Source organism: Duganella radicis, from assembly GCF_009720825.1.
In the GTDB taxonomy this organism is placed as follows: Bacteria; Pseudomonadota; Gammaproteobacteria; order Burkholderiales; family Burkholderiaceae_D; genus Rugamonas; species Rugamonas radicis.
Genome location: NZ_WNKY01000001.1, coordinates 396,676 through 421,916, shown reverse-complemented (window position 1 = coordinate 421,916; position 25,241 = coordinate 396,676). Strand labels below are relative to the sequence as shown.

At 60.3% G+C, this 25,241-nt stretch carries 16 protein-coding genes; 7 read left to right on the top strand and 9 right to left on the bottom strand.

The window, feature by feature from the left end; genetic code table 11:
* Positions 1-6: 6 nt before the first annotated feature.
* Positions 7-1,686: a GH35 family beta-galactosidase gene (locus GM676_RS01725; RefSeq protein ID WP_155461642.1), complete on the top strand. Its 1,680-nt coding sequence runs from the start codon at positions 7-9 to the stop codon at positions 1,684-1,686.
* Positions 1,687-1,779: 93 nt separating this feature from the next.
* Positions 1,780-2,778, top strand: a complete 999-nt coding sequence (locus GM676_RS01720) for a flavin reductase (protein WP_155461641.1) — start codon at positions 1,780-1,782, stop codon at positions 2,776-2,778.
* Positions 2,779-2,815: 37 nt separating this feature from the next.
* Here GM676_RS01720 and GM676_RS01715 read toward each other — a convergent pair whose 3' ends face one another.
* From GM676_RS01715 to bglX (GM676_RS01700), 4 genes are read right to left on the bottom strand one after another with little or no spacing between them, the layout of a single operon-like run.
* The gene (locus GM676_RS01715) at positions 2,816-4,225 is read right to left on the bottom strand and encodes an efflux transporter outer membrane subunit (protein ID WP_155461640.1); all 1,410 of its coding nucleotides are present in this window, start codon (positions 4,223-4,225) and stop codon (positions 2,816-2,818) included.
* 10 nt (positions 4,226-4,235) lie between these two features.
* Entirely contained in the window at positions 4,236-5,771 is a 1,536-nt protein-coding gene (locus GM676_RS01710) for a DHA2 family efflux MFS transporter permease subunit (RefSeq protein ID WP_371866063.1), read from the bottom strand.
* Positions 5,768-6,874, bottom strand: coding sequence for an HlyD family secretion protein (locus tag GM676_RS01705; protein WP_155461638.1), 1,107 nt, complete (start codon positions 6,872-6,874; stop codon positions 5,768-5,770). Before GM676_RS01705 ends, GM676_RS01710 begins: the two co-directional genes overlap by 4 nt.
* 24 nt (positions 6,875-6,898) lie before the next feature.
* Positions 6,899-9,169 (bottom strand): beta-glucosidase BglX, encoded by a 2,271-nt coding sequence (gene bglX / locus GM676_RS01700; protein ID WP_155461637.1) that lies wholly within the window; start codon positions 9,167-9,169, stop codon positions 6,899-6,901.
* 352 nt (positions 9,170-9,521) lie between these two features.
* Here bglX (GM676_RS01700) and GM676_RS01695 point away from each other — a divergent pair, with 352 nt between their 5' ends.
* On the top strand, positions 9,522-11,228 hold the full coding sequence (locus GM676_RS01695; protein WP_155461636.1) for a family 43 glycosylhydrolase: 1,707 nt from the start codon (positions 9,522-9,524) through the stop codon (positions 11,226-11,228).
* Positions 11,229-11,259: 31 nt separating this feature from the next.
* Here GM676_RS01695 and GM676_RS01690 read toward each other — a convergent pair whose 3' ends face one another.
* Together GM676_RS01690 and GM676_RS01685 are read right to left on the bottom strand one after the other, a co-directional pair.
* On the bottom strand, positions 11,260-14,133 hold the full coding sequence (locus tag GM676_RS01690; protein WP_155461635.1) for a glycosyl hydrolase: 2,874 nt from the start codon (positions 14,131-14,133) through the stop codon (positions 11,260-11,262).
* A 129-nt stretch (positions 14,134-14,262) separates the two neighbouring features.
* Positions 14,263-15,117: a sugar phosphate isomerase/epimerase family protein gene (locus GM676_RS01685; protein ID WP_211923128.1), complete on the bottom strand. Its 855-nt coding sequence runs from the start codon at positions 15,115-15,117 to the stop codon at positions 14,263-14,265.
* Positions 15,118-15,259: 142 nt separating this feature from the next.
* On the opposite strand from GM676_RS01685, the gene GM676_RS01680 reads away from it, so the two are divergent.
* The 3 genes from GM676_RS01680 to GM676_RS01670 all read left to right on the top strand — a co-directional run bounded on the left by GM676_RS01680 (position 15,260) and on the right by GM676_RS01670 (position 22,275).
* On the top strand, positions 15,260-17,482 hold the full coding sequence (locus tag GM676_RS01680) for a beta-glucosidase family protein (protein ID WP_155461634.1): 2,223 nt from the start codon (positions 15,260-15,262) through the stop codon (positions 17,480-17,482).
* 8 nt (positions 17,483-17,490) lie between these two features.
* Positions 17,491-19,782 carry a beta-glucosidase BglX gene (bglX, locus tag GM676_RS01675; protein WP_211923127.1) on the top strand — a complete coding sequence of 764 codons (2,292 nt, stop codon included), beginning with the start codon at positions 17,491-17,493 and terminating at the stop codon, positions 19,780-19,782.
* A 168-nt stretch (positions 19,783-19,950) separates the two neighbouring features.
* Entirely contained in the window at positions 19,951-22,275 is a 2,325-nt protein-coding gene (locus GM676_RS01670) for a TonB-dependent receptor (RefSeq protein ID WP_155461633.1), read from the top strand.
* 96 nt (positions 22,276-22,371) lie between these two features.
* Here GM676_RS01670 and GM676_RS01665 read toward each other — a convergent pair whose 3' ends face one another.
* Positions 22,372-24,057 carry a DUF5597 domain-containing protein gene (locus tag GM676_RS01665; RefSeq protein ID WP_155461632.1) on the bottom strand — a complete coding sequence of 562 codons (1,686 nt, stop codon included), beginning with the start codon at positions 24,055-24,057 and terminating at the stop codon, positions 22,372-22,374.
* A gap of 359 nt (positions 24,058-24,416) precedes the next feature.
* Here GM676_RS01665 and GM676_RS01660 point away from each other — a divergent pair, with 359 nt between their 5' ends.
* On the top strand, positions 24,417-24,788 hold the full coding sequence (locus tag GM676_RS01660; RefSeq protein WP_155461631.1) for a hypothetical protein: 372 nt from the start codon (positions 24,417-24,419) through the stop codon (positions 24,786-24,788).
* Between the two features lie 118 nt (positions 24,789-24,906).
* Here GM676_RS01660 and GM676_RS01655 read toward each other — a convergent pair whose 3' ends face one another.
* Positions 24,907-25,062: a hypothetical protein gene (locus GM676_RS01655; RefSeq protein ID WP_155461630.1), complete on the bottom strand. Its 156-nt coding sequence runs from the start codon at positions 25,060-25,062 to the stop codon at positions 24,907-24,909.
* Complete coding sequence (locus tag GM676_RS31505; protein WP_170304177.1) at positions 25,062-25,235, bottom strand: hypothetical protein; 174 nt, start codon at positions 25,233-25,235, stop codon at positions 25,062-25,064. Before GM676_RS31505 ends, GM676_RS01655 begins: the two co-directional genes overlap by 1 nt.
* Between the last annotated feature and the right edge of the window lie 6 nt (positions 25,236-25,241).

Here is a 25,241-nt window from a genome sequence, read left to right as displayed (position 1 = left end):
AAAAAAATGTTGAAACAATTCGTGGGAACTGTGGCGCTAGCTGCGGTATGCATACACGCGGCTGCCGCATCCCTGCCAAGGCTGGAGCAACGCGGCGCGTCTATGCAATTGATCGTCGACGATAAGCCTTACCTGATACTGGGTGGCGAACTTCATAATTCGAGCGCATCGTCGGCGGAGTATATGGCCCCGATCTGGCCGCGCCTGAAGCAAATGAACCTGAACACGGTGCTCAGCACCGTCAATTGGGACATGATCGAGCCGGAAGAAGGCCGTTTCAATTTTAGTTCCCTCGACAGGCAGCTCGATAGCGCGCGCGCCCAAGGCATGCGCCTGGCGGTAATCTGGTTCGGCGCCTATAAAAACGCGCGCTCGACCTACGCACCCGGGTGGGTGCGGCGGGATACGACACGTTTTCCGCGTGTGAGCATGAATCGCGGCAAGCCGGAATTCATGAGTTATGAAGGGGCGATGCCCATGGCGGTGCTGACGCCGTTATCACCACAGCTGCAAACCGCTGAACGGCGCGCTTTCGCAGCCTTCCTCGCGCACCTGAAAGCGGTTGACCCACAACATACCGTCATCCTGATTCAAGTCGATAATGAAGTGGGCATGCTGGGTGACAGCCGCGATCGCTCGAAGCTCGCACAGGAAGCGTGGGATGCGCAGGTTCCAAGGGCGCTGATGAACTACCTCGAACGCCATCGTAGCACTCTGCGTCCAGAGTTGTTGGCCATCTGGAACCGCCAACAGTTCCGCCGCAGTGGCACCTGGGAGCAGGTCTTTGGCAAGGACGCGCAGGCGGAGGAAGTCTTTATGGCTTGGGCGTATGCCAGCTATGTCGAAAGCGTCGCCCAGGCCGGCAAGAAGGAATTGGCACTGCCGATGTATGCCAACGCCTGGCTGGGACCGCAGCCAGGCCAGCCGCAGGCGGGGGATTACCCGAGCGGAGGGCCGGTGGCGCGCATGATGGACGTGTGGAAGGCCGCTGCACCTTCGATCAGCATGCTGTCGCCGGACATCTACGTAGACGACGTCAAGGGCGCCTTGGCCGATTTCGACCGTGCCGACAACCCGGTCTTTGTTCCTGAAGCCCGATTCAAGACCGTGAATATCTTCCGGGCGATTGGTACACACAAGGCACTGGGCTGGTCAATCTTTGGCGTCGAGGACTTATTCCCCGGTAAGCAACTGACGCAGGTATACGAGGTCCTTGGTTCCATGACCGATATTATTCTTGGTGCGCAAGAACGCGGCATGCTGCACACCGTGTTGCTTGATCGCGACGATCCGGTACCGGCATCGCTGGCTGGCTACTCGATGAGCATTAGAGGGATGACGGCGCAGATCAAGAAAATGATGTTCGACGCTGGCGTGGCGGCCCCGACTGGAGCCTCTGCCACAGGCGGCGGGGCGGCCGCCCCTGCGCCGGCCAAGAAGGATCCGACCTCGTTTGGTTTCGTCATTGCCGGTGGCCCTGGTGAATTCTTTCTCGTTGGCCAGGACTTTATGGTGGACTTCGGGCGCAACGGTAAGCTCGCAGAGATTGATTTTGTGGAAGAGGGGCGATTCACGGATGGGCGCTGGATTCCGGGACGCCGCCTCAATGGTGACGAGCTGGTCATGCTGCTGCCCGCCCAGAGCATAGGCCTGATCCGCGTGAAACTACTGGAACCGGGACGTTGATGTTACTGTGCCGCCGGCCCATCTAGTCCGCTTTAACGATGACAGCGGCAATCGGGTCTTCATAATGCATGGACCTAGTTGACGAGGACATCCATGAACACCTATGACGCCGCGATGCGCTTGGTCGGCTTGCCGGCCACACCTACCAGCCGTGGGCAGGAACTGCAAGATCCCTTGACTTGCTTTCCAAGCTCGGTCGTACTGGTCACCTGCGGACAGGGCACCGACGGCATCGGCGTATTGGCGCGCAGTTTCGCCATATTGTCGCCCGCATCAGCGCTGGTGGCGTGGACCATTGAACGCCACGTCGCCGGCGCGTCTGCAGTGGAACAGGCCGCGCGGTGGGAGGCCCATGCCTTGGCCTATGATCAGGCTGAACTGGCCAGGCGGATTGCCGCCGCGTCCGGCCACGGCTTGGCCGACATCTCGTTGCGTGCTGGCGCGAACGACATTCGCGTGCTGGAAGGGAGCGCGGTCACTTTGTCGTGCGAGCGCGTTACCTCTTTTGCTTGTGAAGATAGCCTGATTGTTATTGGCCGCGTCAGCGGCTTTGTCCGCAGCGACTTCCCTCCTTTGATCCGGCACGACAATGCCGATGCAATCAGTATCAACATTGGTGGACATCCGTTAGGTTTACCGGCTGAGACCACGGCGACGTCGCTCAGTTATCTATTGGGATCGGCGTTCTTCTATCTATATGGCCAGATGCGGGATGTCGGCGGGCGGCTTGGGTACAACAATATCGAGATGTTCGTTATTACAGCGCTGGGCGAACGTGGCGGGCGCACGCGCCTGGAGATTGAAACGCTGCTGGCTTACAGTGCGCACCCCACCGGCCTGCAGGCCATGGACGATCTGGAAGCGCGCGGCCTGATCGAATCCCATGACGCAGTCAACGGCGTACTGTCCGACTTGAGTTACGATCTGACTCCTGCCGGGCGCGCAGTCTTCGAACAAGCGTGGCAGGCCGGCCTGCGCGTCGAGACGGAGATGGCGAGTTTGCTTGGCGTCCCCGAAACAGTGGCGTTGCGCGCATTGTTGTATCGGTTCGTCGGAAAAATCGACCGGTATGCTCCTGCCGCGTGGCTCTGACAGCGATGGACCGGCCTTGCGACCGGACATCACTTTTCTACTGCGTCCAGCCCAGGCCTAACGCTTTGTGCAAGGAGACGAAGTCGTTGGTAAGCGCGGCTTCGGCCAGCGCAAGGCGTTGCTCGGCATTGATTCTGGTACGTTCGGCATCCAGCAGGTCCATCGTGGTGGCGGTACCTCCACGCTGGCGCGCACGCGTTAGCTCAGCGGCGTGCCCGGCAGCCTGCGTGGCCCGTGCCAGCGTAGCTACCGTAACCCGGCGCTGGCGGAAGCGCGACAGTGCGTCCTCCGTATCGCGCAGCGCCGCCAGTACGGTTGCACGATAACGCGCCTCGGCTTCATCGCGCGCGCCCTTTGCCTTATCAAGGTTTGCGGCGTTGCGGCCAAAGTCGAGGAAGTTCCAGCTCAGCTGTGGTGCGCCCAGAGCGACAAAGTCGTCAAGGTGCGTCAGATCGGACAAATGCGTCCCGCCGATGCCGATCAATCCCATGAGATTCAGGCGCGGGAAGCGGGCGGCGTCGGCTTGTCCGATTTGCGCGGTTCGCGCAGCCAGCGTGCGTTCGGCGGCGCGGATATCGGGACGGTTTCGTAGCAGCGCGGCAGGGTCGCCCACCGCCACTGCGGCCGGTGGCAGCGGCACCGGTACCGGTTGGGCTAGCTCCCTGTCCAGCCCCCCCGGCGGTACCCCCAGCAAGACGGCCAAAGCGTTGTGGTAGCTCTCAAGCTCAGCCACTAACGGCCCGTTGTCGGCGCGTGTCGATTCCAGCTGTTCCTGGAATCGCGCCAGATCGAGCTCGGTTGCTGTGCCTGCTTCGCGCCGGCGCTGGGTCAGGTCGAGCATCCGCAGCTGGTGCGCAATGGCCTCCTGATTCAGCGCCTGGCGCCGCTGGCAGCTGCGCAGATTGACGTAGACCTGTACCACTTCGGCCGCCAGGCTGACCTGCATGTCGGCCAGATTTGCTTCGGCTGCTTGCGCTGAGGCGGCGGCGGCTTCAACAGCGCGGCGCTGGCCGCCGAACAGGTCGATTTCCCAGCTAGCGTCAAATCCCAGATTGTATAAGTCCAGGCGCGATGGCAACTGTGGACTGTCTGCGCCGCCGTCTTCCAGCGACGGCAGGCGCGCGTGGGCGTATAGTAGTTTGGCGCCGCCGCGTGGCGACTGGTTCGCGTGTTCATTGTGAAGTACTGCTCGCGCTTGCCGGAGGCGTGCTTGTGTTCCAGCGAGTCCAGGATTCGCCACGAATGCCCGCTCCACCAAACCGACAAGAACAGGATCGTTTAAGCCGATCCACCACGTCGACGCCTGTAACGCCGTGCCGTGGCCGGCGGCGCGGACAAATGAATTGGGCAGCGGCATTGCGGGGGCGCCCGCATAGTCGGGGCCGACGGTGCTACAGCCGGCAGCGAGACCGCCCGCAAAAAATGACAACAAAATTCTTTGATACATCCAGTGCTCCTTAATGGGTGGCCAGGGGGGCGTGCTTGTCCAGCGGACGCAGGAAATAGACCAGCGGTAGCGTGCAAATCACACCCATTGACAGTATCCAGAACAGGTCGATATAAGTCATGCTCAGCGCCTGCATCTGGATTGTTCCAGAGAGTGCGCGCAGCGCTTGCTCCGTTCCGCCTACTGCCTGCGCCTGTGCCGCGAGGTAGTCGTGCAGGCCGGTGCTGTTCGCGTTCAGGGTTTCTTCCAGTCGGCGGTTGTGGAGCCACATGCGCTGGTCCTGCACGGCGGCGATGCCTGCCAGCGCCAGAGATCCGCCCAGATTCCGGGCAGCGTTGAACAGACCTGCGGCGTCGCTCGCGTATTCGGATGGGACCGACTGGATTGCTGCCTGGTTCAAGTACAGCATGGCGAAGATGGTGCCGACGCCACGGATCAGCTGCGAGTACAGGAACTCCGGTCCGGTGGACTGTGCTGTCAGGAATGTGTCCATGTAGGCACTTCCACCCAGCAGCACCAAGCCGAAAGCGACGGCCAGGCGAATGTCGATGTAGCGGATCAGGAGCGGTACCAGGGGCATCAGCATCAGGCTCGGTATGCCTGATAAGACCACGACACCGCCGGCCTGCTGGGCGTTGTAATTGGCAATGTAGGCGAGAAACTGCGGAATGACGTAAGAAGTCCCGTAGATCACCATCCCAACCATCGTTCCCATGATGACCACCGAACCGAATTGCCGGTCCAGCAGAATACGCAGGCGAATGACTGGCTGCCTGGCCGTGAATTGTCCTGCCATCATCGCCAGGAAACCCGCCAGCGACAGGGCCGTTAGCCAGAGGATATGGCGCGACTCAAACCATTGTTCGCGTTCACCTTCTTCCAACACTATTGTCAGGCCTCCAAGAAAGGCGGCCAGCCCTACGATACCGAGCCAGTCAGCTTTGGCAAGCTGATCCATCTGGGGTTTCCGGTGCGGCAACCCGATCCAAAGCAGCGCCATCAGCGCAAGGCAGATCGGCACGTTGAGGAAAAAGGCGTAGTGCCAGCTCAGGTTCTCCGTCAGCCAGCCACCAATGACGGGGCCAATGACCGGGCCAAGGATGGCGGTGGCGCCGAACATGGCCGTGCCTACTGGCTGCTGATGACGCGGTAGCCGCGTGGCGATGATGGTCTGGGCGGTGGGGATCATGGCGCCACCGGTGAGGCCCTGGCCGACGCGACCGATCACCATCATGGTCAGCGATGTCGATAAGCCGCACAGCACGGAGAACCCAGTGAACAACGCCGCCACCAGCAGCAGGAAGGTGCGCAGGCCCAGCAGGCGCTCAAGCCAGCCGCAAAGCGGAATGATGACGATTTCCGCCACCAGATAACCTGTTGCGATCCATGTTCCTTCCGTGCCGCTTGCGCCGATCTCGCCCTGAATCGTCGGCAGCGACGAATTGACAATCGAGATGTCCAGCGTTGCCATCAGCGCGCCTAGCGTACCGGCGGCCACGGCCAGCCACGCGCCAGCGTCCGCACGTGGGGCCGGCGTCGCCGTCACTGGCGGTCCTCAGCGGTCGCGATCTCTACTTTTGCCGACAGACCGGCCACCAGCACCTGGCGAGCGTTAGCGTCGGCATCGAGCGCGATGCGTACCGGAACGCGCTGTACGATCTTGGTGAAGTTGCCGGTGGCATTTTGTGGCGGGAGCAGCGAGAACTGCGCGCCGGTGCCCGGCGCGATACTCTCGACATGGCCGTGAAAGACCTGATCGGGCAGGGCATCAATGGTAATCTCTGCGTCCTGGCCCACGCGCATGCGGCGCATTTGCGTTTCCTTGAAGTTGGCTACGATGTAAAGGCTATTCGACGGCACCAGCGACATCAGGCGTGTGCCTGGCTGGACAAACTGGCCTTCACGAGCGGTCCGGTCTCCGATGCGACCGGCGGCCGCTGCGACCAGCGTGGTCGATGCTACGTTGACCTTTGCTGCCTTGAGCTGTGCCTCGGCGCTAGCCGCCTGCGCTTCGGCCTGACGGACCTGCGCCCGCAGCGATGCGACGCGTTTTTCTACGTTGGCGAGCGCGGCCCGCTGGATGCCAACTTGCTGCGCGCTCTGCTGTGCCTGGTTGCGTCGTGTGGCCAATTGTTCCGACGTTTCGGCGCCGATCTCCGCCAGCGGCTCGTAGCGACGGGCCTCTGCGGCGGTGAAGGCGGCACTCGTTTGCGCCGTCTGTAACTGGATGCGGGCCTGTTCGACCACCGATGCCTGCTCGTCGATCTGTGCACGCACTGCGTCCGCATTGGCCCGGGCGATGGCGATTTGCGCTTGGTACTGGTCGGCCTGGGCACGGTAGTCACGCGGATCGATGCGCACCAGCGGCTGCCCCGCCTGGACATGTTGGTTATCCTTTACCAGCACCTCCAATACATAGCCGCTGAGTTTCGGGGCGATGGTGACCGTGTCAGATTGCAGGAAGGCGTCGTTCGTTTCCTCGTGATAGCGGCCGACCAGGAGATGGTAGGCCAGCCAGGCAGTGCCGGCGAGCGCCATGATAGCTGCGGCGCCGATCAGGCCGGGCTTGGCGCGGCGCTTGCTCGATGATTTTTCTGGTGCGGGCGCTTGCTTGCTTGCGGGGGCGTGGATGAAATGCGGCTCGGTCATGAAAATCTTTCGTGCGTCAGTGGTTTATTGCTGTTCGAAGGTGGTCGTCAGCGTCGCCTTGGCGTCTGTGCCTACCCATACGTCAAAAGTACTGGCCTCATTGACCTGGCTGCGCGTAGCCGCGCTCCAATATCCGAGTTCGCCAGGGCCCAGCGTGAAGCGCACCGTTTTCTTCTCCGCCGGACGCAAAGTCACACGTTCGAAACCCTTTAGTTCGCGTGCGGGCCGCGACGCGCTACCGTAGCGTTGGTGGATATACAGCTGGACCACTTGGTCCGCCGTAACGGCGCCCGTGTTTTCAATGACGGCGGTCGCTTCCAGTGAATCGCCGGCGCGCAAGACTGATTTGCTCAGGCGGAGGTCGGTGACGGAGAACGAGGAATAGCTCAGGCCATAGCCGAACGGGAACAACGGACTGCTGGGCTCATTCCAATAGCGACGGTCCTGCTCGGATGGATCCTGGGTCAGGTTGTGCCCGTAGTACAGCGGGATTTGTCCCACATTGCGCGGCCAGGTGAACGGCAGCTTGCCGCCTGGGCTGGCGTCTCCGAACAGCAGGTTGGCCGCAGCGGCACCGCCCTGCGCGCCGGGATACCAAAGCTCAAGGATCGCCGGTACGTGCGTGCTGGCCCAAGTGAGGTCAAGCGGGCGGCCATTCATCAGCAACAGCACCACCGGCTTTCCCGAGGCCACGACCCGCTCCATCAGCCGTTGCTGGTCGCCCGGCAGTGCCAACGTGGAACGCGATGCCGATTCGCCGATCATGTCCTGTTTCTCGCCCAGGGCAAGAACTACCACATCGGCACTATTTGCCAGTGCGACGGCCTTGTCGAATTCGTCGGCCGCGCGCGCCGCATCCCAGGTCGGCGGGGTTTTTTCCTTGAAAATGGAGGCAAACGGTGACGGCGTGGTCCGTTTCAGCTGCACGCCGGGCGCGATGTCGAATGCGACGTTGTTGGCCAGCTTGGCGCGCAGCCCTTGGGCGACGGTGACAGTGTCTTTCAGGTCATGCGCGAAAACCCACGGCCCCAGGGTATCCTGGCGCGCATCGGCCAGGGGACCGATGAGGGCGACGCGGCGATATGTCGCCCGGTCGAGCGGCAGGAGTTTGCCCTCGTTGCGCAACAAGACCGCCGAGCGCTCCGCAGCGGTCCGCGCCTCTGCCTGATAGGCGGAAGCCTGTGCCGCTATCGCGCGCCCCTTGGTCTGGTCGATGTAGGGCTGTTCGAACAGCCCAAGTTCAATCTTGGTCGCGAGGATGGGGCGCACGGCGATATCGACCTCCGCTGCACTAATGGTTCCCTGGTCCACAGCTTCGCGCAGGTGGGCGTAGGCGTTGACGTAACTGGCCATCTCCATGTTGACACCTGCCTTGAAGGCGCGCACGGCGGCTTCCCGCTTGTCGCCGGCAAAGCCGTGTGGTTCAAGGTCGTTCACGGCGTTGTTGTCGCTGACCACGAACCCGCCGAACTGCCACTCGTCGCGCAGCACGTCGCGCAACAGCCAGCGGTTGCCGGTGGCGGGAACATCGTTCAAGTCCATGTAAGCACTCATGATCGAGCCAACACCGGCCTTTACGGCGGCGCGGAACGGCGGTAGATAGACATTGTGTAGCTGCGCATCTGACAGATTGGCGGCATCGTGATCCCGGCCGCCCTCGCTGGCCCCGTAGCCGGCGAAATGCTTGACGGTTGCCAGCAGGCGGCCCGGTGTTCCGAGGCGTGGTCCCTGGAAGCCGCGCACCTGGGCTTCGGCCATGATGGCATTCAGGTACGCGTCCTCGCCGGCACCTTCCACGATGCGCCCCCAGCGTGGGTCGCGCGCGACATCGACCATCGGCGCGAAAGTCCAGGCGATGCCGTCCGCGCGCGCCTCGGTGGCGGCGATCGCCGATACGCGCTCGACCAAGCCACGATCCCAGGATGCGGCCAATGCGATCGGCACCGGGAAGATGGTTTTGTAGCCGTGCACCACATCACTGCCAAACAACAGGGGAATGCCCCATCGCGATCCTTCCACGGCGAGGTGCTGCAGGCGGTTGATTTCCGCCGGGTCGGTGACGAACAGCACCGAACCAAGTTTGCCTGCGCGTACCATGTCATCCAGCTTGGACGATCGCCGGAACTGGAACAGCTGATTCAGCTGGCCCAGTTTTTCATCGAGGTTCATCTTGCGCAGGAGGACTTCCGTGCGCGCCAGCGTGGCCGGGGAAAAAATGGCGGGAGACGTTGGTTCGGGGGCCGGCGAACTCGCTGGTGTGGATGCTGCAATGGCTGAAAATGCAAAGGCGACCATGCCGCACGCCGCCCGGATTAATGGGCGGACAGCAGGAACGGGAACACGGCGAAATACACGATGAATTGGCATAAAAGAGTTTCCTTGGATCTAAGCGTGATGCATTGCCGGCAGGGTCACCACCAGAGGCCGTAGCTGGCGACGACCACGAAGTAGATTGAGAAAACAAGCGCATCAAGGGAGGAGAAAAGGTTCATCAGAAGGGTAAATCGTGGATGGCGAGCGGATCGGTTGGTTGGCATGCCATGTTGCCGCTGAAAGGGCGGCGCCACATCGTCCGTTCAGACGGTCCGCCGCCTGCCGTTACAGCCCATACTTGCGTTGGGATCATTCTTTATGTGGGTATACCGAAATGTTAAAAGTCAAAAAAACCTTGCTCGTCGCCGGTCTCGGACTGGTTGTCGCGTCATCCGCATGTTTTCCGGCCAACGCAGCGGACCGCTTTGCCACGTATGCCAATCCGGTGGATTTGCCATATCGCTACCAGTTCCGCTCACTCCGCGAGGCCGCCGATCCTACTATGGTGTGGTTCAAGGACCGTTACTGGCTGTTCGCCTCCCACTCCAAGGGCTATTGGTGGTCGTTCGATCTGCTCAAATGGGAGTTCGTTGAGCCAACCGGCTTTCCCGTCAATCGTTATGCCCCGACGGCACTGGTCATGAACAATCGGCTTTACATGACGGCAAGCGAGAACACGCCCGACATCTGGACCACGGACGATCCATTGACGGGCAGCTGGAGCAAGGCCGCCGACATCCGGCCTGGCTACAACGATCCTTGCCTGTTCCTTGACGACGACGGCCGGTTGTACATGTACGAAGGGCTGAGCGGTAAAGATGTCCTGCGGGTATATGAGCTTGACCCGGTGACCTTCCAGCCACTGCGCAAGGCCGATGTACCGGCGTCGCGGAACAAGGCGCAACGCGGTTGGGAGGTCGTTGGTGACAATAATGAGATCGACAGTGCGGAGAGTTTCGTTGAAGGCGCATGGATGACGAAATACCAGGGGAAGTACTACCTGCAATACGCGTCGCCCGGAACGGAATACAAGACCTACGCCGATGGCGTGCTGACTTCCAACTCGCCGATGGGGCCGTTCAAGTACGAGCCCTACAGTCCGTTCTCGTTCAAGCCGACCGGATTTGCCGCTGGCGCGGGGCATAGCAGCACCTTCCAAGGGGCTGACGGCCAGTGGTGGCACATCGGCACAATGACGATCTCCAAGCGATTCAAATTCGAACGACGCCTGGGCCTGTTCCCAGCTTCGTTCTCGGAGGGGGGCGCATTGATGGCTGATACCTATTTGGGCGACTATCCGCGCTACATCGGTGGCAAGCGTGAGTTGACCGGCTGGATGTTGCTCTCACGGCACAAGCCAGTGACAGTGTCGTCGACGCTGGAAGGATACCCGGCGGAGAATGCGAGCGACGAGGATATCCGTACAGTGTGGTCCGCCCAGACCGGAGAATCGACGGAATGGCTGCAAATGGATCTACGGGGGCTCAAGACTGTCGAGGCTGTACAGCTTAATTTCGCCGACCAGGACAGCGCTGGCCGCGGCATTAGCCGCGACGTGTACCGCTATGTATTGGAAGGCTCGGACGACGGCGCGAGTTGGCGTATCTTGATCGATCAGTCGACGGGCGGGCGCGATGCGCCGCATGATTACCGCGTACTGGCCAAGCCCGAGTTGGTGCGCTACATTCGGATTAAAAATGTCCATACACCTGATAACGGCAAGTTTTCCTTGTACGACTTGCGGGTGTTCGGTCATGGCCAAGGCCAGCGACCCGTCGCGGTAGGTCAGGTCACGGCGACTCGTCAACAGGACGACGCGCGTCGCGCCTCAATATCGTGGAAGCCCGTTAAGAACACGGACTTCTACATTGTCCGGCTGGGGGTAGAGCCCGACCTGATGAACCAGAATTTTCAGGTCTACGATGGCGCATCGACGGTGACCGTTGGCAGTCTGAACAGTGGGCAGAAGTATTATGTCGCGGTTGATGCTGTCAATGAGCAGGGCATCACGAGGGGCAAGACGCAGCTTGTGCTACCTTGAAGGAAAGGCGCCGGCATTTGCCGGCGCCTTTTTAGGCTGCGGTCCTCGCGTGCTTCAGCACCAGTCTAACGGGACCAAGCAAACCAGCGGGTTGCGGTTTAAGGTTTTTGAGCCCGGGTTTTTTCAGGTCGATCATGGCATTATTCGGGCTGTTAAAAATCCCGATTTGCAGCTGATTCCGCCCTGGGCGCAGCATCGTCGTGATATTGGCCTCGAACGGCGGGGCGAACAGCGTCAACTGCTGCTTGCCGGCGGTGGTCACAATGGCCATATCGTGCACGGCACCCAGGTCCAGCATCACTTTACTGCCGACCTTCAACCAATCGGCGGGAACCGTTACGTCAACGCGATAAGTGCCCTGCCCGGAACAGTCGGCCAAGCCGTCTATGGCACGCCAGTCGCGCAGCTGGTCGAGCGTCAGGCTATGTTGTACGGCTCTGCCATTCTGCCCGTGTCCGTCGATTTGCAGTGTCCACGGCCCTGCGCTGAGGTCGATCCGGTCGGCTGGCAGCCAGGCAGGCGGCGGCGCCAGGCGGCGGTCGGTGAAGACAATCAGTGCGGCACCACCAGCCTCGATGTCGACAGTGATTTCCGTTCGACCGTCTTTGATACGTGCATGCAATCCCGTCCGCTCGCCATTGGCGGGATTCCAGCGTTCCGGGTAGCCTGCTGCACGGGTGGTGAAACTGATGGTCTCGGCTTGGTCCTTCGCGTTGTGCAGGAAGTATGCGGAGCGGCCGTCCAGCGTTTTCTCGATGAACAGGCACGATGCGCTGGTAAACGCCAGATTGTCCGGAATTCTGGCCTGGCGTAGCACGGCTGCCAGCGACTCGGACTTGGCGGTGCGCGCACCTGCATGCAGCGCGGCCTGCACGGACTCGCGGACCAGCGCGTCCTGCGCCGCATGGTCACGATAACCGGCCGCATGCGTTGGTGGCTGGTCGGTGAAAAAGATTGGTAAGCCTGCTTGAGCGAATCGCGCCAACTGCGTTGCCGACGGCGCATGCAGGCTCGGGCGCGCAGGCAGGATTAGCGCGCCGTAGCGAGCACCGCCGGGTGTGACCAGCGCACCATTGACCACGCGGCTGTGCGCAATACTGTCGTCGTTGATGCGGTCGTAGTCGTAGCCATTGTCCAGTAAATGCGCGATTAACTCCTCGGTTGACTTGGGTTCGATACCGTGGAAATACGTGCTATCACCCAGGTAGACGGCCAACGGCACGACATTGTCGCTGTTCTGCATAATGCCTTGGACTCCGCTGATATAGGTATTGAGGCTACCGATCGCGTTCCATAGCGGATTCGCTTCGTTGATCATGCTTGTGAAGCCCGGCAGGAAGGGACTCGGAGCGAACGGATACCAGCCGGGCCAGGCCTCTCGGTGCAGCGCGTACGGAAAACCATGCACGACGATGGCATTGACTCCGCTCACAAACAGGAGATTGACGCGCGCCTGCCACTGCGCCGGCGTTATTTCGAACGACTGCAAAGGCCAGCACAGGCTTTCGCAACTCACCCGCTTGCGGCCGTACAGGTTGGATGCTGCGCGCGCCATACGCAGGAAATGCGTGTTGCCAGTGCCTTCCAGATCCTCGGTTTCCGGTATGTCGGCAAGTCCATAAATCTTTAACAGGTCGCCTGGAGCGCCATGTGCCTGGACGCGGGCGGACAATCCGTTGCTATGATTCCAGTCCACAAACGGACGGTAGAAATTCTCAATAATCAGTTCCGACAAGGTGAGCCGGTAGTCGGACCGGATGCGGTCCCCTGCGGAGCCAGCGTCGAAATAGGGCAGCGATACGTGCGGGTTCCACGATTCCATCCAGCCTGGCTGCAGCAGATGCGGAAGGTACGGTGTCAGGTCGTAGCCGCGCCGTGCCTTGAACTCGGCCAACAGCTCTTCCGACCAATACAAGTCAGGCATTAGCTCCAGGCTGTCAACAAAGGTGGCGCGTAGTGCCTTTGCCGGCTTGCCATGCCGTGCCAGCGGAGCGCCGACGCGCAGCGCATGCGCGTCGAATGCGGCGCGTTTAAAATGGTCTAGCACCAATTGCGGACCTTCTCCGACGCCGGCCAGCACCGGGCTATCGACCACGAACTGCTTGAACGCGATGATTTGCCAGTGTCCAGCGCTGGGCGGTACCCAGTTCAGCACGCCATCTGGACCTAATCTATCGGTGACGACAATACCCTCAACCTGATCGGCCTTGCCGGCAGCCTTGACCACCGACGAACGGAAATTTTTGTCATTTTCCAGTACCGGTGCCGTACTCTTGATGGCGACCACGGCAACGAGCTTTTGCCGCGCCGCGATGCGGTCGCGCCAATCTGCGGCGCGAGGATCCTTGGCGCGGGCGTCGAGCGGAGAGAGCGCCCCCATTTTCTGTGTGCGCACGGGGAGGTTGATGCGTATCGGTGTGCTCAACGGTGCTTGAACGCTGGTCACCGCTGGCGTGAGTTCAAGCAATGCCAGCTCTGGCGTGATGGCAAAGCCGCCCCCGGATGGCCACGCTGAGCCGAACGTCAGGTCGATCTGCAAGCCTTGTTGCAGGGCTTCGTCGGTGCACGCATCGACATGCGCGTAAAAGGCTGGGTTGGCGTAGTCATTGACTTGTACGCGCTCCTGCTTGCTCAGATGCGGAATCCCCGGATTAAAGGCTTGAATTTCGGCACCGCCAAATCCGGCCGCGTTCAGGACCTTAAGCTCCCGACGCAACTCTTCATCGACCACGGCGCCGCCCGGCCACCACCAGCGTACCCACGGCCGCGCATGAGCGGACTGCTGAGAAAGCAGTTGCGGGAAAGTCTTGCGGGTGCTGACGGCATTGGCAATGCCAAGTGGCAACGTCGCCGCGCCAGCCAGAGCTGTTATTGATGAAAGAAAATATCGGCGGGTCAAACTCATCTAGGGTGTCTCCGGTGGGTTGCACGGCTGTCGTGAACCATTCGACGCACTCACAGCAGCCGCTGGTGCATTGTGAGCGCGCGCTGGCCCGCGAGCATCGTCCGTTCAGACGGGGATGGCTAGTCCCCGCTATCGCCTGTTCAGATTCGTCACGGCTGACCGCAGGCCCGTCAGTGAGGTGCGCACCGCATCTAGTTGCCCCATGCCGTCGGGGTACTCTTCCTGCTCGACGATGAGCCATTGGGTACCGCCGACTTGATGCGCAGCGCTGACCAGTCCCTTCCAGTCCGTGCCGTCTTGGCCGATCAGCGGCTTTCCTGCCGCGCCTACGGGTAGTTTAGCCTTTAAGTGCATGCTGACAGAGCGGCCCGGGTAGCGTTGCACGTAGGTGACGGGGTTCTTGCCTGCGAATACCGTCCAACCCACGTCTTGCTGCAGTATCACCTCAGCCGGAGTGTTCTGCGCAATGAGATCCCACGGCGTGCTGCCCATCGTGCCGGCCATTTCCTGCGCGTGGTTATGGTATCCGATGCGCATGCCTTGGGTAGCCAGCGTCGCAGACAGGGTAGTCAGTTCCCTGCCTAGTTCCGTAACCAGCTCCGGCGTGGTGCCACGTCGGTCCGCCGAGATCACCAGATTGTTACAGCCGAGCGTACGGTAAAACGCTGTAGTCGCTTCGAAGTGTTGCGGCGCCAGTTGCCTGATATCGACATGAGCGCCGGCGCACGCCAAGCCACTGCGATCGAGTAGTGCCCTGAGGGCCACCGGATTCTGTCGGTAGGGGCCGAACTGGCCGGCGAATTCAACACCTTGAAATCCCATCTGTGCAAGCTTGATCAGCACCCCATCGAAGTCCCGTCGCAGTTCGTCTTTGACGGACCATAGTTGCACGCCCAGGCGCGGCGCTACTGGTAGCGTTTCCCCTCTCGCGCTCGGGCCAAACAAGGCCAGCAGAAGGGGCAGGATGGCTCGTTTTGTTTTCACACTTCCTCCATGTCGGCATCGATATCGGTTGTTGGATTGAATTGTGAAAGCGGTGAGGGCGTCATGCACCGTCCAAATGGACGATGACCGTCGGGAATAAACGACGGACTATGATGGAGGAGATATTACCGAAAGGATATGTATGAAACGGGAAGTGATTGCTTGCCAGCAACGGCCAAGACGGAACCGCTTAGTTGTCGCAGCTTGTCTGCTAGCATTATATTCGGTGGGGATGGCGGCGTTGCCTGTCATGGCGCAGAGTGCCTCCGAGGCCTGGGCGGACTCGGTTCTGAAACAGATGACGCTGGACGAAAAGTTCGATCTGGTGCGCGGCACTAACCCATTTGCGGCAAAGCCCAAGCTGGGTGCCGACGTTGCGAAGGGAGCCGGTTACGTGAAGGGCGTGCCGCGCCTGGGGGTGCCGTTCCTGACGGAGAGTGACGCCAGCGTCGGTATTGCCAACATGATGGGCGGGCTTCGGCCTGGCGACGTGGCGACCGCGTTGCCGTCAACTGCCTTGCTGGCAGCCACGTGGGACCCCAGCCTGGTCGAGCGCGGCAGCGCCATGATCGGAGCAGAGGCCCGTGACAAGGGCTTTAACGTGCTGCTTGCAGGCGGCGTCAATCTGGTGCGTGAACCGAGGAACGGCCGCAATTTTGAATATTTTGGTGAGGATCCGCTGCTGGCCGGAACGCTGGCAGGCCATGCCATTCGTGGCGTTCAGTCGAATCATGTGATGTCGACCATCAAGCACTTCGCTTTGAACACACAGGAGACTGGCCGCACTATCCTCTCGGCGGACATGGAGGAGGGCGCGTTTCGCGAGAGCGATCTGCTGGCATTCGAGATCGGCATCGAGATCGGCCAGCCGGGCTCGGTGATGTGTGCTTACAACAAGGTCAACGGCGTGTTTGGTTGCGAAAATGCGTTCTTGCTCAACGATGTCCTGCGCCGCGATTGGGGCTACAAGGGTTTTGTCATGTCCGACTGGGGAGCCGTACACGGTCCGTCCATGCCCCAGGGACTTGATCAGGAATCGGGTACCACGCCTGGCGATGCCGGCCATTTCGGGGCGCGGCTGCGCGCCGCGCTGGCCGCCGGCACGGTCAAACAAGAGGACCTGGACCAGTCGGTACGCCGCATCCTGTACTCGATTCATGCTGTAGGCCTGGCTGACCGTCCGCCAGCGCAGAAAGCGATTGACTACGAGGCGAACGGGCGCATTGCCCAGGAGGTGGCGGAGGCCGGCATTGTACTGCTCAAGAACGAACGCAAGTTGCTGCCCATTGCTAGCTCCGTCCGTCGCATCCTCGTTGTCGGTGGCCATGCCGATGTCGGTGTGCTCGCTGGCGGCGGTGGCTCTTCGCAGGTCAACCCGGTCGGCGGGGCTGTGCTGAAGGTGCCAGCAGCATTCGGCAAAAAGCTGTACAGCAATTCGTCGCCGGTGGCTGCCCTGCGCAAGGCCGTGCCGCAGGCAACCATTTCATTTGACGATGGCAGTGATCCGCGCCGGGCCGCCGAAGCTGCAGGCAAGGCCGATCTGGTCATCGTGATTGGCGAGCAGTTCACGACCGAGACGATGGACGTGAAGAACCTGAGTTTGCCGGACAATCAGGACGGGCTGATCGCGGCTGTTGCGAGCGCCAACCCTGCCACGGTGGTGGTGCTGGTGACCGGCGGTCCGGTCCTGATGCCTTGGCTGGACAAGGCCGGCGCCGTACTGGAAGCCTGGTACCCGGGCCAGCGCGGCGGTGAGGCGATTGCGCGCATATTGACGGGGGCGGTCAATCCGTCCGGCCGGCTGGCGATGACATTCCCGGCCAGCGAAGAGCAACTGCCGAATCCCACCATCCCCGGCTACGACATGGCGGGCGAGACCGTGCAGCGCGACCTGTATGGTTTGCCGAAAGACATGAAGCCGTTTTCCGTGACCTATCCGGAAGGTGCTAACGCCGGCTATCGCTGGTTCGACAAAACCGGGGCGAAACCGCTGTTCCCGTTTGGCCACGGTCTGAGTTACACACGCTTCACTTACAAGAACCTGCGCATGGCTGAGGGCACGCGTCCACGCTTGTCGTTTGCCATTGCGAATGTCGGTAAGCGTCCCGGCGCTGACGTTGCCCAAGTATATGCTCGTGTCAACGGCGTCAAGCGCCTGATCGGCTGGAGTCGTGTGGATCTCAAACCGGGCGAGAGCCGGCAGGTGTCGGTCGAGGTCGACCCGCGCGTCATGGCCAGCTTCGACTTGGCGGCGAACAACTGGCATGTTGCTGCCGGGACGTACGACATCGAGGTCGGCGCCAGCGTCAACCAGCCAGTCCTGAAGGCGAAACTGCGCCTCAACGAACAACGGATCAAACCCTGACTATGACTATGGACAATCTGAACGACACTTCCCCATCCAGCCACGCGCGCCGGAATTTTCTGGCGGGCTCCCTGGCGATGACCACCATCGGCTTCAGTCTGCCTGCCTTCGCTGCCGCGCGGATGACAGCCGAAGATCCCTACATTGAGCGTTTGCTCAAACGCATGACGATCGAGGAAAAGGCCGGCCAGTTGACGATGAACGGTGCCCAGGGCTTGGGGCGCCTCGTCAATCCCGACACGGGGCCGGAGCCGGGTCTGCAGAGCACACTCGATGAGATCGCGCAAGGTCGCCTGACGGGCCTGTTCAATGCCGACGACGTGAAGCTGGGGCACGCCATGCAAAAAATCGCGGTTGAGAAGTCGCGGCTGGGTATTCCGCTGATCTTCGCCGCTGACATCATCCACGGCTTGAAGACGGCGTTCCCGGTCCCCCTGGGGGAGTCGGCGAGTTTTGATGCCGACCTGTGCTCCCGCACTGCACGCGCGACGGCGATTGAGGCCACGGCATTTGGCGTGCACTGGACGTTTGCGCCAGCGGTCGATATCGCGCGCGACCAACGCTGGGGGCGTGTCGTTGAAGGCGCCGGTGAAGATCCTTGGCTGGGCAGCCTCCTTGCTGTGGCGCGCGTGCGCGGCTTTCAGGGCAACGATCTGCGCGCAAACGACTCGCTGTTGGCATGCCCCAAGCATTTCGCCGGCTATGGCGCCGTCCAGGGTGGCATGGACTACAACACGGCAGACATTCCAGAGACCACGCTGCGCGAAGTGCATCTGCCGCCGTTCAAGGCCGCCTTTGACGCTGGGGCATTGTCGACGATGGCAAGCTTCAACGATACGGGGGGAGTGCCGTCCACGGGCAATCGGCATCTGCTGACCGGCATCCTGCGCGGCGAATGGGGATTCCGCGGTCTCGTCGTGTCGGATTTTAATTCTGAAAAAGAATTGGTTGAACACGGTTATGCCGCCGACGATGCCGATGCTGTGTATAAGGCGGTCATGGCTGGCTGCGACATGTCGATCCAGGGCGGCCTGTATCTCAAGCATATTCCGGCATTGGTCAAATCGGGACGGCTGAAGGTGGCGGTGGTGGATGAGGCGGTACGGCGCGTGTTGCGCGTGAAGAAAGCGCTGGGTCTGTTCGAGAATCCGTATCGCTCGCTCGACCCGGCACGCATGGCCACGGATATTCGCCGGCCCGAGGCCATTGCCCTGGCCCGCGAGGCAGGACGCAAGGCCATTGTTCTGCTGAAAAATGACCGTGGCCTGTTGCCTTTGCCTAAGTCCGGCAAGTCGATCGCATTGATCGGCCCGTTCGTTACTGACAAGAACAATGCGCTGGGGCCGTGGATGGTCTTCCCCGACATGAAGTCGGCCGTGACGCTGGAACAAGGTGTGCGTGCCGCGCTGGGCGCAAATGCCAACGTGACTGTGGTACAGGGAAGCGGCATAGAACGCCCGCTCGATGGCGGAATCGACGCTGCCGTAGCAGCGGCCCGCGCAGCCGAGGTGGTGGTGGTGTACGTCGGCGAAGCGACCAATATGTCGGGCGAGGGAGCTTCCCGGGTGGATATTACTATCCCCAAGGTGCAGATCGACCTGATTGACGCGGTGGCCGCTGTGGGCAAGCCGATGGTGATACTGCTCAAACATGGGCGCGCGCTGGAATTGCCGAACTCGGTCAAGAATGCGCAAGCCATTGTCTGCACCTGGTTCCTTGGTTCGGAATCGGGTAACGCCATCGCTGACGTGTTGTTCGGTGACTTTGCACCACAAGGCCGCCTGCCCATCAGCTTTCCGCGCCGCGCGGGGCAGCAGCCGTTTTACTACAACCACCGGGTCACCGGCAGGCCTAGCTTGACCGAAGGGCCACCGATCGGGGCGCGATACCGGGAAGTGTCCACCAGCGCGCTGTTTCCTTTCGGGCACGGGCTTGGGTACTCGACTGTTACCTACAGCGCGACTGAAATTGACCAGCCCCGTATTTCCAAGAGTGGCAGGGTGGTGGTCAAGGCGCGCGTGACCAATACCGGGACGCGCAAGCATCATGAAGTCGCCCAACTGTACCTGCGAATCAAGGTCGCTGAAATCGTGCAGCCGCTGCGCGCGTTGAAAGGTATCCGGCACCTCGACCTGAATCCCGGTGAGAGCGCGGCCATCGAATTTGTGCTCACCGCGCAAGACCTTGCCTATGTCCATGCGGACGCCAAGACACGCGCGGACGCTGGTGAGTACGAGGTGGTGATTGCGCCTGATTCGACCGCAGGCAAGCCTGTGTCCTTCGTCCTGTCTGGCACGTAAGCCAATCTGCTTTCGGCACTGTGGTTTTTTGGTTCATTCCGGCGGAGTGAACCGTTTTACCGTCTGAATGGACGATGCCTGCCACGTCGTGCAGGTTCAGGATGGTGGTGCAGTTGGCAACAATAAGAACATCTGCATCAGCAAACATACGGATTTTTTGGAGACAAGATGAAAAGTAACGATGCTGCAATCAAATTGACGCTTTGCGCGACGGCGCTGGCGCTGGCGTTTCCGGTTATGGCCCAGCAGGCGTCCAGTCAGGACGATGGCAAGATCCCCGAAGTCATTGTGACCGCGAACAAGCGCAAGGAAAGCATCCAGTCGGTGGCCATGTCGGTCGATGCGGTGAGTGGCGACATGCTGCAAAAAATGAATATTCAGCAGTTCCAGGACGTTGAGAAGCTGGTGCCGGGCCTGGTGCTGGATCCGGGCGACGGGCGCGGCCAGACGGTGACCCTGCGCGGGATTAGCTTCAATCCGGACACGGGAACCAGCCCGTCGGTGCAGATCTACTGGAACGAGACGCCGATCTCGGCATCGAATGCCTTCCGCGCCATGTTCGATATCGGCCGTATCGAAGTGCTGCACGGGCCGCAAGGGACGCTGCGCGGACAGACCTCGCCGGCGGGCTCGATCACCATCGCCACGCAGCGCCCGGACACCAGCGCTGTCAGTGGCCGCGTGAGCCAGACCTTCGGCTCCGATCATATGCGCAACTCGCAGGCCGCCGTCAACGTTCCGCTGATTCCCAACGAGCTGGCTTTGCGGGTCGCAGGCATGTACAACTACAGCGAGAATGGCGTGCACAATATCGTCAATGGCGCCACCGACAGTGATCGTGGAAAGGGGGGGCGCATCTCGGTGCTGTACCAACCGAACAAGTCGCTGGAGGTGTTGTTGGTGCACCAGGTACTGACCTCCAATGTTGTCAATGATCCGATGAATATTGGCCAACCATTTGACGGACAGCCCGGGCCGGTGCTTGGCTACGGCGACCGTGCCGCCGTTGTCGACGGTCCTTACCGGTTCTATAACCATACCAAGCTGACGTCTCTGAACGTCGGTTGGGAATTCGCCGGCCATAAACTCAGCTATATCGGCGGCTTCCAGCGCAGTGCGGAAACCGATGACCGCGACACTGACGTTAGCAACATCATTCCCGGTTGGTCCAACCAGCAGTTTGTAAAATTCTCGACCCAGCAGCGCACGCACGAACTGCGGTTCGAGTCGACCGGGGCACGGCGCTGGAACTACATGGTCGGCGCCTATTATTCCCATACAGACGGGCCCGCTGAATTCACGCAAAAATTCCCGTACTACTACCCGACGCCTTTCACGCCGCCGTTGGAAGTGACCCTGAAAGGAACCACAGCAGACGGCAGCTACGGTAAGGGAACTGCGCTGTTTACCGACCACACGCTGGCGTTGACCGATGCCGACCAGCTGGAGCTGGGCGTGCGGCTGCAAAAAAATAAAGGGTATAGCCAGCAGTATCTCGAGGTTTTTGGCCAGAAGCAGCAAGGCTTGCCGGACGACCGTGCGCATACCGACACCAAAGCCTGGACCGGATCGGCCAGCTATCGCCACAACTTCAACAAAAATGTTATGGCCTACGTCAGCGCAGGAACCGGCTATCGCGAGGGCGGTACGACGGCCTTTGTCACCACGCCAGGGCTGTCTCCGGATCTGATCACTTATCGTCCGGAGAAATCGCGGTCGATCGAACTGGGTGTCAAGTCCACTCTGCTCGAACGTCGCTTGGTACTCAACGCTGATATTTTCCAGCAAAATCTGAAAAACTTTATCGGCCGCATGAACGAGCTGTCAGTTCGCGCTGCCGCCAAACCCGGGGAGCCGGCAGGTCCGGGCGCTGGCGGTAGCTACCCGGGCGACGCGAGCGGCACGATTAACCTCAACACCAATGGCGATTTGATTAGCCGTGGTATTGAAGCCAATGCCGTTTTACGCATTTTGCCGAACTGGCGTGCTCAGGCCTCCTTCAGCTATGTCGATTCCCACTATGACAACGCAGAGCTGTACTGTAACGACTCGAACAATGATGGCGTGCCAGATCGTCTCGGCAATAGTGTTCAGCCGGGGCGCCAGGTGTCGGTCTGCCGCAGCAACGGTGCGCTGACCGACGAGTTTGGCACCCAGAACGGCAAGTTCAACATGACGCTGCAGTCGGAATATACGCACGATATCGGCAATCTCGAAGCATTCGCTCGTGGCCTTGTGCGTTATACGCCGGCGCGCTACAACCAGCCAAACGATCAGCACATCGCTTCGTTTACGCCAGTAGACCTGTTCTTCGGGGTGCGCAATCAGAACCAGGATTGGGATGTGACCTTCTGGGTGCAGAACGTGTTCAACCGTTCGCCCAAGCCATTTCATGCTCCCGGCGTCGCATCGAACGGGCTGGTCGGCGGCTATAACCTTACCGGTATTCCACCAGAGCGCAAGCTTGGCATGACGGTGCGTTACGACTTCTGACCGCGTAGGAATTGCCAATTAAAAAGCCAGGACTGAGGTCCTGGCTTTTTTACACTTGCTTGCGACACAGTGCCGCAAGCTCGTGCAGGTGAAGAGCTAAAAAATATAGGCGCCGAGTTTCACTTTAAGGATCACCGGGCGGTTGGTGAAGTTGAGGCCATAGTCAGTCTGATCACCGTTCCAGACTCGCGACATGACCCATTTGCCGTTGACGAAGCGACCTTCCTCGACACGCTCGAAGATCGCGGCGCGGTCCTTGACGTTTTTGCTGACGCTAAACGTGAGGCGCGCATTTTGGCCCGTCACCAAGTACTCGTTGGCGCTGAGCTTGGCCAACGCGACGCCACCGCCAGGAACGTCCGAGCCCTTCGGTAAATCATCCTTCTTGCGCAGCCAGTAGGCTTCGCCCATCTCCCATTGCCGGTAGCTGACCTTGGCCGCCCAGACTGGGCCGAGGTCGATGTCCTGGGCGCTGTGGTCATCCGGCTCCGAAACACCGTACACTTCGGATTCAAAGCTTAGCCGCGCCCATTCGCGGGCCATAGGCGCAAACAGGCTATAGACGCGGCTGAATGGCTTCACCGCTTCAGGTCCCCAATCCTTCGCACCCAGCGGATAGTTGCTGTAGCCGGTGTAGTCGAAGCCGAAGGGATCGAAGCCGATAGCGCCTTGACCCAGCACGGTGAAGATGTAGCGTGCGTAGATGTCCTTGCTGCCGCTTTCGGCGATGTAGAGCGCATTGTCGGGACGGCGGTAGTGCTTGAGCTGGGCCTCATAAGCATCCGATTCGGGCACGTATATGTCAGGTGAGAGGAAGTCGATGTGCGGCGCCGCAACCTTGTAAATGTCGATGACGTTCCAGGTCGGACCGCCGCTGCCGTAGAACAGGCCGGGTACCGATTTCTTGGTCGTGTCCGGATCTCGCGGCGATGCGTTGACGTAGGTTGGCAGCGGGTAGATGGCCTTGCCGGCAGCTGCCACCTGGTCGATATAGGAAGCGATGGACCAGGCGTGGAAGAATTCGTCGGCGTCAGCGCCAAATACTTGTTCCCACGTGCCGGGCTGCTTGTTCAGACGGGTTAGCAGTGCTTGTGGGACGGGCTGTTGGAATAGGGCATTCGCGGTGGGAGAATAGTCGCGAACGCTACCGAAGACACCTGGTTCATTTTCAGGCTGCATCAGTATGACAGTATGGCGCTGGCCGTCGACTTCCTTGAGGTGCTTCATCAAGGCGGAATAGGCAGCGATGTCCGCATTCAGCGTGGTTTTGGCGTGCGGCGATAAGGCGTTGGAAGTCTTGCCGTCCTTTTTGATCAGGCGCGGAAAGCGCCGGTTGTCCAGCTTTACCCATGCAGGGGTGTAGTTGGGATTCGTGTTTTTCCAGGTGCCAAACCATAGCAGACAGAGGCGGACGTCGTTCTGACGTGCCTGGCGAATGAGTTCGTCCACCCATTTGAAATCGAACTTCCCTTCCTCAGGCTCAATCTGTTCCCAGGCGACTGGCATCGCCAGCGTATTGGCTTTCATGTCGCGGATAGCTGACCAGACGCTCGGCAGCACATCGACATAGTTGCTTGAGTTGTTGGCCTGGCCGCCAAGAATGAGGTAGGGCGCGCCATCGACCATCAGGGCGAATTTGCCGTTTTTATGGACGATATGCGGTAGGGGGGACGGCGCCGTGCGCACGGGGGCTGCGCTGGTTTGCGCTATAGGCACAACTGCAAATGATGCCGCGATAGCCAACGTGAGGCAGCGCAAACGCTGGCGTGGAATAAGGGTCATGATTTTCCCGGACGTAAGTAGACACGCACGTATTGATACGTGCGGTCTCATCAATGAAAGAGGTCGGCCGACCCACGGTACAACTGGCCTCTATCATAAAATAAATTTACTGCATCGTATACTTATTCGAGCGCTTCGAGGCCAAGCAGCAGGCGGAACACGCGTTAGAGCGCTTCGGCTTACTGTGAGTGTTTGGAAATTTTTTCCAGATCCACATAATTTGACATAATATAAATTATGCGAAAGTCGGCCTTGCAGTAAAACGTAACAATATACCCATATAGCCTCCTATTCGGCGTTTTGATTTTGACAAGCCCACGTTATCGTGGGCTTTCTTTTTATCTTATCAAGGAGTTAATTTGCGTTACCCAAATTTAAGATACGGCAGTCCCTCCGAACTGGCTTACTACATCACCACCGACCACGGCACCGTCCGCGACGTTGCCCGCCGCCTGCGTCGCGATGAACGCACGGTAAAGGACTGGGCCAGCGGCAAAACACGCGTGCCATGGTGGGTTCCGGAAATCATGCGCCTGCAACGCATGGAATCGGATCAGCAACTGCGCCAGATGGGCATCAGACCACAGCGCGGGCTTGGCGTCGTCACGCACGAAGGCCAGCTTGAACTACGCCGGCCGGCAGAAAAGAAAACGCCGCAGATAACCGATCTGCGGCGTGATGAATTTAACCCAGTCGACCGGGTTATGCTGGCTGCGTTGCCTTCGCGCTGAGCGCCTTGATCGCATACAGCACCGCCAGCAACATGGCGACTTCTTTGATGTGAATTTTCATGCTTACTTTTTGCGCTTTTTAAAGCGGCCGTTCGCGTTGCGCGGTGGAGTCTTGCGCTTAGTCTTTGCCATTTTTCACCTCCTGCTGTTCCAGCTTTTGCAATCGCAGTTCAACCCCTGCGGCCCAGCGTAAGGCACCCAAACCCTGTGCCAGTACGCCCGAGCCGATCAGACCGACCACGCCCAAAATTACCTGCGCCCAATCGACGTTCATTACTTGGCCACGTCCTGCGCTGGCGTACCCTTTTCAGGCACCACGGCGGCCACCGCGCCGGCCACGACGGTCAGGCCGTCAATCACGGCAGCATGCTGCGGCAGGAAGGCTTTCAGCGCTTGCAGGATGCCCGCCACGCCCGCCCAGGTGGATGCTTCTTTGAGTCGTTTCATCATGTT